Source organism: Streptomyces hawaiiensis, assembly GCF_004803895.1.
In the GTDB taxonomy this organism is placed as follows: Bacteria; Actinomycetota; Actinomycetes; order Streptomycetales; family Streptomycetaceae; genus Streptomyces; species Streptomyces hawaiiensis.
Window position 1 is genome coordinate 1524929 of the sequence record NZ_CP021978.1, and the last position, 14555, is coordinate 1539483.

8 protein-coding genes and 3 rRNA genes are annotated in these 14555 nt (G+C 64.2%); 2 read left to right on the plus strand and 9 right to left on the minus strand.

Annotated elements, in window-relative coordinates:
• Nucleotides 1-57: 57 nt before the first annotated feature.
• The 8 genes from CEB94_RS07070 to CEB94_RS07105 all read right to left on the minus strand — a co-directional run bounded on the left by CEB94_RS07070 (nucleotide 58) and on the right by CEB94_RS07105 (nucleotide 10825).
• A complete protein-coding gene (locus tag CEB94_RS07070; protein WP_246111749.1) occupies nucleotides 58-987 on the minus strand; it encodes a DUF881 domain-containing protein in 930 nt (309 codons plus the stop codon).
• A 5-nt stretch (nucleotides 988-992) separates the two neighbouring features.
• Nucleotides 993-1325 (minus strand): small basic family protein, encoded by a 333-nt coding sequence (locus tag CEB94_RS07075; RefSeq protein WP_003988855.1) that lies wholly within the window; start codon nucleotides 1323-1325, stop codon nucleotides 993-995.
• Nucleotides 1322-2236, minus strand: a complete 915-nt coding sequence (locus tag CEB94_RS07080; RefSeq protein WP_175431348.1) for a DUF881 domain-containing protein — start codon at nucleotides 2234-2236, stop codon at nucleotides 1322-1324. The genes CEB94_RS07075 and CEB94_RS07080 overlap by 4 nt, the downstream gene beginning before the upstream one ends.
• A gap of 98 nt (nucleotides 2237-2334) precedes the next feature.
• Nucleotides 2335-4830 (minus strand): mannose-1-phosphate guanyltransferase, encoded by a 2496-nt coding sequence (locus tag CEB94_RS07085; RefSeq protein ID WP_175431349.1) that lies wholly within the window; start codon nucleotides 4828-4830, stop codon nucleotides 2335-2337.
• 114 nt (nucleotides 4831-4944) lie between these two features.
• Nucleotides 4945-5553 carry a cardiolipin synthase ClsA gene (gene clsA / locus CEB94_RS07090; protein ID WP_175431350.1) on the minus strand — a complete coding sequence of 203 codons (609 nt, stop codon included), beginning with the start codon at nucleotides 5551-5553 and terminating at the stop codon, nucleotides 4945-4947.
• 109 nt (nucleotides 5554-5662) lie between these two features.
• Nucleotides 5663-5779, minus strand: a 5S ribosomal RNA gene (gene rrf, locus CEB94_RS07095).
• 95 nt (nucleotides 5780-5874) lie between these two features.
• Nucleotides 5875-8994, minus strand: a 23S ribosomal RNA gene (locus CEB94_RS07100).
• 305 nt (nucleotides 8995-9299) lie between these two features.
• A 16S ribosomal RNA gene (locus CEB94_RS07105) occupies nucleotides 9300-10825 on the minus strand.
• Together the 16S, 23S and 5S rRNA genes form the textbook arrangement of a ribosomal RNA operon.
• 553 nt (nucleotides 10826-11378) lie before the next feature.
• Here CEB94_RS07105 and CEB94_RS07110 point away from each other — a divergent pair.
• Both CEB94_RS07110 and ptsP read left to right on the plus strand, forming a co-directional pair.
• Complete coding sequence (locus tag CEB94_RS07110) at nucleotides 11379-11828, plus strand: PTS sugar transporter subunit IIA (protein WP_031138762.1); 450 nt, start codon at nucleotides 11379-11381, stop codon at nucleotides 11826-11828.
• Between the two features lie 78 nt (nucleotides 11829-11906).
• Complete coding sequence (gene ptsP, locus CEB94_RS07115) at nucleotides 11907-13577, plus strand: phosphoenolpyruvate--protein phosphotransferase (protein WP_175431351.1); 1671 nt, start codon at nucleotides 11907-11909, stop codon at nucleotides 13575-13577.
• Between the two features lie 71 nt (nucleotides 13578-13648).
• Here the strand turns inward: ptsP and CEB94_RS07120 are convergent, their stop codons facing one another.
• Complete coding sequence (locus CEB94_RS07120; protein WP_175431352.1) at nucleotides 13649-14539, minus strand: hypothetical protein; 891 nt, start codon at nucleotides 14537-14539, stop codon at nucleotides 13649-13651.
• Between the last annotated feature and the right edge of the window lie 16 nt (nucleotides 14540-14555).

A 14555-nucleotide genomic window follows, 5' to 3' on the forward strand; every position in this document is an offset into this window, starting at 1 on the left:
TGCGCCGACCCCCCGCAACCTCATGCCCTCGCCGGACTCCGCCCATGCACCCCCGGTTCACTGCGAGGACGACCGAGCGTAGTCAGGCCGCTTCGCTGCTCGCAAGGCGTCCACGACGATGTCGGTCGACCGCTCGATCGTGACGGTGGCCTGTTCCTTCTCGAGAGTCTGCACCACGCCTCCGGGGATGTTGAGCGCCGGCTCGAGGTCCTGCGGCTTGCCGATGACCTTGAAACGATAGGGCGCGTTGATCTTGTTCCCGTCCACGCTCACGCCCTTGCCCGCGTCCGTGAGATACGTGCCCGCGACGACCCGGACGCCGTTGACCTGGATCGCCTCCGCACCCGCAGCACGCAGCTCCTGGATCGCGTCGAGCAGCATGTCCGCCTCGACCGTCCCCTTCGTGTCCTCGATCGTCATGGTGATGCCGGGCCCCTGCGCGGCCACGGTGCCCGCCAGGATGCCGAGTTGCCGCTCCTTCTCGATCGTCTGCTTCCGAGCCTCCTCGGCCTGGTCAGAGCTGTTCTCGAGCTCGTCGCGCTGCTTCTCGAGACCCTGCTTCTCGTCCTCAAGACGCTGAGTACGGTCATCCAGTTCATCGAGGATGCGGACAAGATCTTCCTGCCGAGCGCCACGCAGGGCGCTGTCACTGTCGCTGTTCGAGGCCACCTGCACGGCCAGCCCGAATCCGAGACCGAACAACAGCACCGCGACGATGAGTTGGGCCCGGGTGACACGCGGCGGCCACACCCCCTGCACCAGCCGCTGCCGGCCGGTCAGACGCGGCTCGGGATCAGGCTGCGGTTCCGGTGCCCGCTCGGGTTCGGGCTCCGGCTCCTGCGGGACCTCCTCGGCGGCAGGTGCCGATGCGGGCACCTCCTGGGGCAGCTCCTTGCGCAGCCTGTTCCCGGACTCGCCGCCGCCGTCGCCCCGGCCGGCGCGCGTGTCGTCCTGGTCCTCGGCGGGCGTCTCGTCGTGATCACTCATATGCCTCACGCCCGGAACACGTGCCGGCGGATCGCCGCGGCGTTGGAGAAGATCCGGATGCCGAGGACGACCACCACACCGGTGGACAGCTGGGCACCCACGCCCAGCTTGTCGCCCAGGAACACGATCAACGCGGCCACGACCACGTTCGACAGGAACGACACCACGAAGACCTTGTCGTCGAAGATGCCGTCGAGCATGGCCCGCAGGCCGCCGAAGACGGCGTCGAGCGCCGCGACGACAGCGATCGGCAGATAAGGCTCGACCACCGCCGGAACCTCAGGCCGGACCAACAGGCCGGCCACGACTCCCACGACGAGGCCCAGTACGGCGATCACGATGTGCCCTTCTCACTCTTCTCACTGCGCGGCTGTGCTGTACGTACGGTCACACTCGGCGCGGCAGGCAGCCGGAGGTCGTCCTCCACGGAGATGCCTGTCCTGATGCCGTAGCTCTCCTGCAGCGCGTTCAGATACAACCCGTCCGCGCTGTTCTGGAACCGCGTGCTCAGCCGCTTTCCGTCCCCCACCGCCAGCACCGTGTACGGCGGCACCAGCGGCTTGTTGTCGACCAGTATGGCGTCCCCCGCGGCCCTGATCGCGGACAGCGCCGTCAGCCGCTGCCCGTTGATCGAGACGGCCTCGGCACCCGACTCCCACAGGCCGTTGACCACGCGCTGCATGTCCCGGTCACGCACCCGGCCGGTGTCGGAGAACCCGGAGGTCTCACGGGGGTTGCCGTCGCCACCCGAGGCGGCTTCCTTGGCGTCGTTCACCACGAGCTTCACACCGGGACCGTGCACCGCGACCGCGCCCGACAGGATGCCCGCCAGATCGGAGTCCGCGTTGCCGCCGCTGTTCTTCAGCGCTTCGCGCTGCCGTGAGCTCACGTCCGCGCGCAGCTCGTCGACGGAGTCCTCCAGCTTGTCCGCCGCCTCGGTCTCCCGGTCGATGCGGTCGACCAGCTCTTCCCGCTCCTTGGCGACGACCGGGGCGGCGACCCGCGCCTGCGCCGCTCCGACGGTCACGACGAGGGCCGCGAGCACCAGTCCGGCGGCAAGTCCCAGCTTCGCCCTGAGCGTCTTCGGCATGCCGCTGTCGCCCGCGGCCTTCTTGCGCGCGGCGGCCTCGGCGTATCCGTCGTCGAGGCTGTGGTCCATGACGTTGGTGAGCAACGACATGGACGCATCCGGGCGCCGGGGCCGCGTGGGTGTGCTCCGAACGGGGGGTTGCTGCGGCATGCCGCACATCGTCGCACGTCGGGAGCACTACCTCCGAACGGCCCCAGCGGCGTGCCGGACAGGCCCCGTTGGGGACACCTGTCCGGCACGCACGCGTGCAGCCCGTTCTACCGGCCGGCGCTGTCCACGACCGCCGACCATTCGTCCAGCAGGGCCTGCGCGGAGGCGTCGTCCGGTCCCTCGGCCCACAGGTGGGTGACGGCCTCGGCCGGGTCGGGCAGCACCATCACCCAGCGACCGTCGGTCTCCACCACACGCACACCGTCCGTGGTGTCCACGAAGCGGTCTCCGGCCGCTTCGACGACCCGCCGCATCACAAGCCCCTTGACGGCCCACGGGGTCGCCAGATCCCGCTTCAGGACGTGCGCCCGCGGGATCCGCGCGTCGATCTGGCTGAGCGTGAGCTGCGTGCGCCCGACGAGCCCGATGAGCCGTACGAACGCCGCGGTGGCGTCGTACACGCTGCTGAACTCGGGGACGATGAAACCGCCCTTGCCGTCACCGCCGAAGATCGTCCCTTCCTCACCGCCCACGCGCGTGAGGTCGTCCGGCGATGTGGTCGTCCACTCGACCTGCGTCCCGTGGTACGCCGCCACCTGCTCGGCGATCCGGGTCGTGGTCACCGGCAGCGCGACCCGGCCGCTGCGCCGCTCGGCGGCGACCAGGTCCAGCATCACGAGCAGCGCCCGGTCGTCCTCGACGATCCGCCCCTTCTCGTCGACGAGCGACAGCCGCTCACCGACGGGGTCGAACCGCACACCGAACGCGGCACCCGAGGACGCCACGATCTCCCCGAGACGTACCATCCCCGACCGCCGCATGTCGGCCGTCTCCGTCGGCCTGGACTCGTCGAGGCCGGGGTTGATCGTCAGCGAGTCCACCCCGAGCTTGCCGAGCAGGCTCGGCAGGACTAGTCCCGCGCTTCCGTTGGACGCGTCCACGACGACCTTCAGGCCGGAGTCCGCGATCCCGGTCGTGTCGACGTTCCTCAGCAGCGACCCGGTGTACGAGTCGAAGACACTGGCCGGGAAGTACAGGTCACCGATCTCCCCGGGGAAGGCACGGCGGTACTCCTGGCGCGCGAACACCCGGTCCAGCTTCCGCTGGCTGCCCTGCGACAGGTCGGCACCCTGCCCGTCGAAGAACATGATGTCGACCGAGTCCGGCACCCCGGGCGTGGTACGGATCATGATGCCGCCCGCACTGCCCCGCGCGGTCTGCTGCCGGGCCACGGGCAGCGGCACGTTCTCCAGGTCCCGCACGTCGATCGCGCTGGCCTGCAGCGCGGAGATCACCGCCCGCTTCAGCGCGCGGGCACCACGGGAGTGGTCGCGGGCCGTGGTGACGGTCGAGCCCTTCTTCAGCGTGGTCGCGTACGCGCCTGCGAGCCGCACCGCGAGTTCCGGCGTGATCTCCACGTTCAGGATGCCGGACACACCGCGGGCACCGAAGAGATGCGCCTGGCCCCTGGATTCCCAGATCACCGAGGTGTTGACGAAGGCGCCGGCCTCGATGGTCTTGAACGGATAGACCCGCACATTGCCCTGGACGATCGATTCTTCACCGACCAGGCACTCATCACCGATGACCGCCCCGTCCTCGATCCGCGCCGCGCGCATGATGTCGGTGTTCTTGCCGACCACGCAGCCGCGCAGATTGCTGTGCGGCCCCACGTAGACGTTGTCGTGGACGACGGCCTTGTGCAGAAACGCCCCGCTCTTGACGACCACGTTGGAGCCCACGACGGTGTGCTCACGGATTTCGGAGCCGGCCTCGACCTTGGCGTAGTCACCGATATAGACGGGGCCACGCAGGACAGCGTCGGGATGGACCTCCGCCCCCTCGGCGACCCATACGCCCGGGGAGATCTCGAACCCGTCGATGTCGACGTCGACCTTGCCCTCCAGGACATCGGCCTGCGCCTTCACATAGCTCTCGTGGGTTCCGACGTCCTCCCAGTAGCCCTCGGCGATATAGCCGTAGACGGGCTTGCCTTCCTTCATCAGCTGCGGGAAGACGTCGCCGGACCAGTCGACGGGCACATCGGGCTCGACGTAGTCGAAGACCTCGGGCTCCATCACATAGATGCCGGTGTTCACGGTGTCGGAGAAGACCTGGCCCCAGGTGGGCTTCTCGAGGAAGCGCTCCACCTTGCCTTCTTCGTCGACAATGGTGATACCGAATTCCAGCGGGTTGGGCACACGCGTCAGGCAGACCGTGACGAGAGCACCCTTCTCCTTGTGGAAATTGATGAGCTCGGTGAGGTCGAAGTCCGTCAGAGCATCGCCGGAGATGACAAGGAAGGCATCGTCCTTCAACGCCTCTTCGGCGTTCTTGACGCTTCCGGCGGTACCGAGTGGCTTCTCCTCATTGGCATAGGTGAGCTCCATTCCAAGCTCTTCGCCGTCACCGAAGTAGTTCTTGACCAGCGAGGCCAGGAACTGGACAGTCACGACTGTTTCGTTGAGCCCATGCCTTTTGAGCAGCCGCAGAACATGCTCCATGATCGGCCGGTTCGCCACCGGCAGGAGCGGCTTGGGCATGCTTGAGGTCATAGGGCGAAGGCGCGTGCCTTCGCCTCCGGCCATCACGACGGCCTTCATGTCGGAAGCGTCCTCCTCGAAGAGACGGTCTAGCCGACTTCCCCCGCCAGGATTGTCCCGCACTTATCCAGCACGGGCCATCGCTCCGCTATGGCAGCAGGACCATCCGGGAGTTCAATCGGTCATGGCGTCCGCACGGACCAGGCGGCGGACTTGTACCACGTAGAGGACTCCTGCCCACCAGTACAGCGTTGTACCCCATCCGGCGAACGCCCATCCGAAAATAGCAGCCAGTGACGAGATCCAGCCACTTCCGTCACTGAGCAGAAGCAGAGGGAAGGCGTACATCAGGTTGAACGTGGCGGCCTTGCCCAGGAAGTTCACCTGGGGCGGCGGATAGCCGTGCCGGCGGAGGATGCCCACCATCACCAGCAGAACCAGCTCGCGCGCCAGAAGTGCAGCGGTCAACCAGAGGGGCAGAATCTCGCGCCAGGTGAGGCCGACCAAGGTCGAGAGAATGTAGAGCCGGTCGGCCGCGGGATCGAGGAGCCGGCCGAGGCTGCTGATCTGGTTCCAGCGCCGCGCGAGCTTGCCGTCCAGATAGTCACTGACGCCGCTCAAGGCCAGTACCAGAAGGGCCCAGCCGTCACTCTTGGGCCCACCGAACTCAGGCCACAGGATCAGCCACAGGAAGACGGGCACACCGACGAGGCGCGCCATGCTGAGGATGTTCGGGATGGTGAGCACACGGTCCGTCTGGACGCGAGTCTCCTGAACCTCCACCCGGGGGCCTCCTGTGGGAAATGTGCCGACGATGCCCCCTGACCTTACCTCAACGCAAAAAAGCTCTGGCTCTTGGGCTGTGTGCCCAAGAGCCAGAGCTCTAAAAGGAGTTCGGCGGCGTCCTACTCTCCCACAGGGTCCCCCCTGCAGTACCATCGGCGCTGTAAGGCTTAGCTTCCGGGTTCGGAATGTAACCGGGCGTTTCCCCTACGCTATAACCACCGAAACACTATGAAACTGTCGAACCATGCCGCACCATACCGTGACCATGGCATGGGGCCGTTCGTGGTTTCAGAACCAACACAGTGGACGCGAGCAACTGAGGACAAGCCCTCGGCCTATTAGTACCGGTCAACTCCACACGTTACCGTGCTTCCATATCCGGCCTATCAACCCAGTCGTCTACTGGGAGCCTTACCCTCTCAAGGAGGTGGGAATACTCATCTCGAAGCAGGCTTCCCGCTTAGATGCTTTCAGCGGTTATCCCTCCCGAACGTAGCCAACCAGCCATGCCCTTGGCAGGACAACTGGCACACCAGAGGTTCGTCCGTCCCGGTCCTCTCGTACTAGGGACAGCCCTTCTCAATATTCCTACGCGCACAGCGGATAGGGACCGAACTGTCTCACGACGTTCTAAACCCAGCTCGCGTACCGCTTTAATGGGCGAACAGCCCAACCCTTGGGACCGACTCCAGCCCCAGGATGCGACGAGCCGACATCGAGGTGCCAAACCATCCCGTCGATATGGACTCTTGGGGAAGATCAGCCTGTTATCCCCGGGGTACCTTTTATCCGTTGAGCGACGGCGCTTCCACAAGCCACCGCCGGATCACTAGTCCCGACTTTCGTCCCTGCTCGACCCGTCGGTCTCACAGTCAAGCTCCCTTGTGCACTTACACTCAACACCTGATTGCCAACCAGGCTGAGGGAACCTTTGGGCGCCTCCGTTACTCTTTAGGAGGCAACCGCCCCAGTTAAACTACCCATCAGACACTGTCCCTGATCCGGATCACGGACCCAGGTTAGACATCCAGCACGACCAGACTGGTATTTCAACGACGACTCCCCCTGAACTGGCGTCCAGAGTTCAAAGTCTCCCAGCTATCCTACACAAGCCGAACCGAACACCAATATCAAACTGTAGTAAAGGTCCCGGGGTCTTTCCGTCCTGCTGCGCGAAACGAGCATCTTTACTCGTAGTGCAATTTCACCGGGCCTATGGTTGAGACAGTCGAGAAGTCGTTACGCCATTCGTGCAGGTCGGAACTTACCCGACAAGGAATTTCGCTACCTTAGGATGGTTATAGTTACCACCGCCGTTTACTGGCGCTTAAGTTCTCAGCTTCGCCATGACGAATCATGACTAACCGGTCCCCTTAACGTTCCAGCACCGGGCAGGCGTCAGTCCGTATACATCGCCTTACGGCTTCGCACGGACCTGTGTTTTTAGTAAACAGTCGCTTCTCGCTGGTCTCTGCGGCCACCCCCAGCTCGAGGAGCAAGTCCTCTCACCAGTGATGGCCCCCCTTCTCCCGAAGTTACGGGGGCATTTTGCCGAGTTCCTTAACCATAGTTCACCCGAACGCCTCGGTATTCTCTACCTGACCACCTGAGTCGGTTTAGGGTACGGGCCGCCATGAAACTCGCTAGAGGCTTTTCTCGACAGCATAGGATCATCCACTTCACCACAATCGGCTCGGCATCAGGTCTCACCCACATGCCATCCGGATTTACCTGGATGACGGGCTACACCCTTACCCCGGGACAACCACCGCCCGGGATGGACTACCTTCCTGCGTCACCCCATCACTCACCTACTAACCGCTTGGTCCGGCGGCTCCACCACTTTCCTTTCCCCGAAGGGTCCGGAACGGCTTCACGGCCTTAGCATCACGATGCTCGATGTTTGACGCTTCACAGCGGGTACCGGAATATCAACCGGTTATCCATCGACTACGCCTGTCGGCCTCGCCTTAGGTCCCGACTTACCCTGGGCAGATCAGCTTGACCCAGGAACCCTTAGTCAATCGGCGCAAACGTTTCTCACGTTTGTATCGCTACTCATGCCTGCATTCTCACTCGTGAACCGTCCACAACTCGCTTCCGCGGCTGCTTCACCCGGCACACGACGCTCCCCTACCCATCCACACAGGCGTTGGCCCTATTGTGTGAATGACACGACTTCGGCGGTACGCTTGAGCCCCGCTACATTGTCGGCGCGGAATCACTAGACCAGTGAGCTATTACGCACTCTTTCAAGGGTGGCTGCTTCTAAGCCAACCTCCTGGTTGTCTCTGCGACTCCACATCCTTTCCCACTTAGCGTACGCTTAGGGGCCTTAGTCGATGCTCTGGGCTGTTTCCCTCTCGACCATGGAGCTTATCCCCCACAGTCTCACTGCCGCGCTCTCACTTACCGGCATTCGGAGTTTGGCTAAGGTCAGTAACCCGGTAGGGCCCATCGCCTATCCAGTGCTCTACCTCCGGCAAGAAACACACGACGCTGCACCTAAATGCATTTCGGGGAGAACCAGCTATCACGGAGTTTGATTGGCCTTTCACCCCTAACCACAGGTCATCCCCCAGGTTTTCAACCCTGGTGGGTTCGGTCCTCCACGAAGTCTTACCTCCGCTTCAACCTGCCCATGGCTAGATCACTCCGCTTCGGGTCTTGAGCGTGCTACTGAAACGCCCTATTCGGACTCGCTTTCGCTACGGCTTCCCCACACGGGTTAACCTCGCAACACACCGCAAACTCGCAGGCTCATTCTTCAAAAGGCACGCAGTCACGAGAACAAGGCAAGCCTTGTTCCGACGCTCCCACGGCTTGTAGGCACACGGTTTCAGGTACTATTTCACTCCGCTCCCGCGGTACTTTTCACCATTCCCTCACGGTACTATCCGCTATCGGTCACCAGGGAATATTTAGGCTTAGCGGGTGGTCCCGCCAGATTCACACGGGATTTCTCGGGCCCCGTGCTACTTGGGTGTCTCTCAAACGAGCCGTTGATGTTTCGACTACGGGGGTCTTACCCTCTACGCCGGACCTTTCGCATGTCCTTCGCCTACATCAACGGTTTCTGACTCGTCTCACGGCCGGCAGACCGTAAAAGAGAGATCCCACAACCCCGCATACGCAACCCCTGCCGGGTCTCACACGTATACGGTTTAGCCTCATCCGGTTTCGCTCGCCACTACTCCCGGAATCACGGTTGTTTTCTCTTCCTGCGGGTACTGAGATGTTTCACTTCCCCGCGTTCCCTCCACTTGCCCTATGTGTTCAGGCAAGGGTGACAGCCCATGACGACTGCCGGGTTTCCCCATTCGGAAACCCCCGGATCAAAGCCTGGTTGACGACTCCCCGGGGACTATCGTGGCCTCCCACGTCCTTCATCGGTTCCTGGTGCCAAGGCATCCACCGTGCGCCCTTAAAAACTTGGCCACAGATGCTCGCGTCCACTGTGCAGTTCTCAAACAACGACCAGCCACCCATCACCCCACCCTTACAGGCGAGTTCACTGGGGCCGGCGACTGAGGAAATCCATTCCCTCAGACACCCAACAGCGTGCCCGACACACTCCCCGCTCCCCTCAACGTTCCACACTCCGAAGAGCAGTACTAGAAGGAGAAGACGATCAAGTATGCCGAATAGTCAACGTTCCACCCATGAGCAACCAGCATCAGACATTCGCCGATGTACTGGCCTCTGAACCAGCCCCGAAGGACCGGCTTAGAAGTGCTCCTTAGAAAGGAGGTGATCCAGCCGCACCTTCCGGTACGGCTACCTTGTTACGACTTCGTCCCAATCGCCAGTCCCACCTTCGACAGCTCCCTCCCACAAGGGGTTGGGCCACCGGCTTCGGGTGTTACCGACTTTCGTGACGTGACGGGCGGTGTGTACAAGGCCCGGGAACGTATTCACCGCAGCAATGCTGATCTGCGATTACTAGCAACTCCGACTTCATGGGGTCGAGTTGCAGACCCCAATCCGAACTGAGACCGGCTTTTTGAGATTCGCTCCACCTCACGGTATCGCAGCTCATTGTACCGGCCATTGTAGCACGTGTGCAGCCCAAGACATAAGGGGCATGATGACTTGACGTCGTCCCCACCTTCCTCCGAGTTGACCCCGGCGGTCTCCTGTGAGTCCCCATCACCCCGAAGGGCATGCTGGCAACACAGAACAAGGGTTGCGCTCGTTGCGGGACTTAACCCAACATCTCACGACACGAGCTGACGACAGCCATGCACCACCTGTACACCGACCACAAGGGGGCGCCTGTCTCCAGACGTTTCCGGTGTATGTCAAGCCTTGGTAAGGTTCTTCGCGTTGCGTCGAATTAAGCCACATGCTCCGCTGCTTGTGCGGGCCCCCGTCAATTCCTTTGAGTTTTAGCCTTGCGGCCGTACTCCCCAGGCGGGGAACTTAATGCGTTAGCTGCGGCACCGACGACGTGGAATGTCGCCAACACCTAGTTCCCACCGTTTACGGCGTGGACTACCAGGGTATCTAATCCTGTTCGCTCCCCACGCTTTCGCTCCTCAGCGTCAGTAATGGCCCAGAGATCCGCCTTCGCCACCGGTGTTCCTCCTGATATCTGCGCATTTCACCGCTACACCAGGAATTCCGATCTCCCCTACCACACTCTAGCTAGCCCGTATCGAATGCAGACCCGGGGTTAAGCCCCGGGCTTTCACACCCGACGTGACAAGCCGCCTACGAGCTCTTTACGCCCAATAATTCCGGACAACGCTCGCGCCCTACGTATTACCGCGGCTGCTGGCACGTAGTTAGCCGGCGCTTCTTCTGCAGGTACCGTCACTTTCGCTTCTTCCCTGCTGAAAGAGGTTTACAACCCGAAGGCCGTCATCCCTCACGCGGCGTCGCTGCATCAGGCTTTCGCCCATTGTGCAATATTCCCCACTGCTGCCTCCCGTAGGAGTCTGGGCCGTGTCTCAGTCCCAGTGTGGCCGGTCGCCCTCTCAGGCCGGCTACCCGTCGTCGCCTTGGTGAGCCATTACCTCACCAACAAGCTGATAGGCCGCGGGCTCATCCTTCACCGCCGGAGCTTTTAACCTCCACCCAGGAGGATGGAAGTGTTATCCGGTATTAGACCCCGTTTCCAGGGCTTGTCCCAGAGTGAAGGGCAGATTGCCCACGTGTTACTCACCCGTTCGCCACTAATCCCCACCGAAGTGGTTCATCGTTCGACTTGCATGTGTTAAGCACGCCGCCAGCGTTCGTCCTGAGCCAGGATCAAACTCTCCGTGAATGTTTTCCCGTAATCGGGATGAACACCACGAGAGCGGAACGGTCAGGCGGAATAGGCCCGACCGTTCACAGCGTCCTCGCTGTGTTTTCTTCAAAGGAACCTCGTCCCAGCCGTGATGGCCGGAGACGGGGTATCAACATATCTGGCGTTGACTTTTGGCACGCTGTTGAGTTCTCAAGGAACGGTCGCTTCCTTTGTACTCACCCTCTCGGGCTTTCCTCTGGGCGCTTCCCTTCGGTGTTCCAAACTCTATCAGTGTTTTTCCGGCCCCCTGACCACCGCCCTGCAGGCATGCAGAAGGTGATCCGAAGTTAGGATCTGACAAGTTGGTTGCTGCCCGGCCGGGACGCGAAGTTGCGTCGCTCAGCCCCAAGCAGGAGTACGACTGTACACGCGGCTGCGGAGCGGGTGCAAATCGATTTGGGGTATGGTCTAGACCACTTCGGAGTGCTCACGCGGAACCGGCACTTCAGGTGACATACGCTGCTGAACAGTGTGCCGCCCGGTACCTACAGGGACGGCCATATCGATCTCCACCCCTGGGAGGTTTCCCATGACCACCGTGACGTCCCCGCTCGCAGGACGCGCCATCGGACTGGCAGCCGTGCCGGATCCCGTCTTCTCCGGGGCCATGGTCGGCCCGGGCACAGCGATCGACCCCGTACGTGAGCCTTCCGAGGCCGTCTCGCCCGTGGACGGCGTCATCGTCTCCCTGCACCCGCACGCGTTCGTCGTCGTCGACGAGAGCGGACACGGCGTGCTCACCCACCTCGGCATCGACACCGTGCAACTCAACGGCGAGGGTTTCGAGCTGCTCGTGAACAAGGGCGACACCGTCAGGCGCGGTCAGGGCGTCGTGCGCTGGAACCCGGCCGCCGTCGAGGCCGCCGGCAAGTCCGCGGTGTGCCCGGTCGTGGCACTGGAGGCCACGGCCGAAGCTCTCTCCGATCTTCGCATCGACGGCGAAGTGAAGGCCGGCGACAGTCTCTTCCTCTGGAAGTGACGTCAGTGCCGTCGCATGACGGCGAGAACGACAACCAACGCGGCGGCGGGGCCCGCCGCTCTATCGGAGACGGGTGAGATGGAGACAACGCTGCGAGGCGTCGGCGTGAGCCACGGTGTGGCCATCGGCGAGGTTCGGCACATGGGAACGGCGGTGCTCGAGCCGCCCGCGAAGCAGATCCCGGCGGAAGAGGCGGAGCGTGAACAGGGGCGCGCCCGCAAGGCCGTGGAGGCGGTGGCGGCGGACCTGATGGCGCGCGGCAACCTGGCCGGCGGTGAGGCTCAGGCGGTGCTCGAGGCGCAGGCCATGATGGCCCAGGACCCCGAGCTGATGGCCGACGTGGAGCGGCGGATCGCCGTCGGCAGCACGGCGGAACGCGGGGTGTACGACGCGTTCGCCTCCTACCGGGAGCTGCTGGCGAGCGCCGGTGAGTACCTCGCCGGTCGCGTGGCCGACCTGGACGACGTGCGGAATCGTATCGTCGCCCGTCTGCTGGGGGTTCCGATGCCGGGCGTCCCCGACAGCGACGAGCCCTACGTCCTGGTTGCCCGTGATCTTGCTCCGGCCGACACCGCGCTGCTGGATCCGACTCTGGTGCTCGGCTTCGTCACCGAGGAGGGCGGTCCGACCAGCCACAGCGCGATTCTGGCCCGGGCGCTCGGTGTGCCGGCCGTGGTGGCGCTGCCGGGGGCCGGTGAGCTCGCCGAGGGCACGATGATCGCGGTCGACGGCAGCACGGGAGAGATCTTCGTGGACCCGAGCGACGAGAAGAAGGCTCAGCTCGAGGCCGCGGCCGCCGAGCGGAAGGCCGCGTTGGCGGCGTCGACCGGGCCCGGTGCCACCGCGGACGGTCACAAGGTGCCGCTGCTCGCGAACATCGGTGGTCCCGCTGATGTGGCGGCCGCCGTCGAGGCCGGTGCCGAGGGAGTGGGTCTCTTCCGTACCGAGTTCCTCTTCCTGGACGACAGCAAGCAGGCGCCGTCCGAGGAGAAGCAGGTCGCCGCGTACCGGCAGGTGCTCGAGGCGTTCCCCGAGGGGCGTGTCGTGGTGCGGGTGCTGGACGCGGGTGCGGACAAGCCGCTCGACTTCCTCACGCCGGCCGACGAGCCGAACCCGGCGCTCGGCGTGCGGGGCCTGCGGACGCTGCTCGACCACCCGGACGTGCTGCGCACCCAGCTGACCGCGCTCGCGAAGGCCGCGGAGGGGTTGCCGGTCTACCTCGAGGTCATGGCACCGATGGTGGCGGACCGTACGGACGCCCGGGCCTTCGCGGACGCCTGCCGTGAGGCCGGGCTGCGGGCGAAGTTCGGCGCGATGGTCGAGATCCCTTCTGCCGCGCTGCGGGCTCGCTCGATCCTGCAGGAGGTCGAGTTCCTGTCGCTGGGGACGAACGACCTCGCTCAGTACACCTTCGCCGCCGACCGTCAGGTGGGCGCGGTGTCCCGTCTGCAGGACCCGTGGCAGCCCGCTCTGCTCGACCTGGTGGAGCTGTCCGCCGAGGCGGCGAAGGCCGAGGGCAAGAGCTGTGGTGTGTGTGGTGAGGCCGCGTCCGACCCGCTGCTCGCGTGTGTGCTGACCGGTCTGGGCGTCACCTCTCTCTCGATGGGTGCCGCGTCGATTCCCTATGTCCGGGCGACGCTGGCGAAGTACACGCTGGCGCAGTGCGAGCGGGCCGCTGCGGCGGCGCGGGCGACGGACAGTGCCGAGGACGCGCGCAGCGCTGCGCAGGCGGTGTTGTCGGGCGAGTAGCCGGGCCTTGCCCGCGACGACGGATTCCCGGGAGGGGCGCTCCACTGAGGTGGGGCGCCCCTTCGGCATTTTCAGTGCTGGTGTCCTGGGGTGGGTTTCTCCTCCCGGAGGTCGGGCGGCGCGCAGTAGTCGACGTTGGATTCCGGTGAGATCAGGTCTCCTGATTCCACGTCGGTGCAGTAGGCGTCGAAGACCTCTCCTGCGGTGAGGGGTTCGAGTCCGTAGGCGCGCATGCGCCAGCCGTAGACGCGGTCGGGTGTGTCCGGGGCGCTGGCGCGGATGACGAGTCCCCCGGGGCTTTCGGTGGCCAGGCCGAGGGCCAGGACCGTGGTGAACTCGAGGGCTTCGGTTTCGTCCAGTTCCAGGGCGGCCCCGTCGTCGGTGATGTGGAGGGCGGCGATGAGGGTTTCGGGCGGTCCGGTGACGCTGCAGACGAGGTGGCGGTTTCCGGGTGGGGCCGTGTCGAGGATGCGGACGAGGAGGTTTGCGGCTCGGGTGAAGGCGGCGCGTCCGATGTCCTCGCCGCAGGAGGTGCAGGCGCCCAGTCGGGCGAGGCGGGTGGTCGCGTACTCCCAGGTGGCCTGCCGTACGGCTTCGTCGACGAGGGCCGGGAGCAGGTCGGCCAGCGGGCGGCCGTCGTAGGGAAGGGTCGGGCCTGTGAGGGCGATCTGTGCGGTGAAGCGTGTGCGGCTCGACGGGTGGTCGGGGTCCAGGCCCTTCTGTGTGCAGAACTCGGCGTACTCCTCGGGGTCGAAGAGGGCCACCGTGGTGTGGCTGCCCTGCAGGGCGCGGGTCCGGAGGAGGGCCTCCACCTGTTTCAGGTAGGTCGCGTGGTCGGCGAAGGTGAAGCTGCGGTAGCGCCGCATGGCCCGGAAGTCGTGCTCGTCGGTCAGCAGGCCGATGGTGCCGGCGATTTCGCGGTGCAGGACGCGTCGCATGGTCCGGTTGTCGGTGTGCGCCATTGTTTCCCCCTGTGCA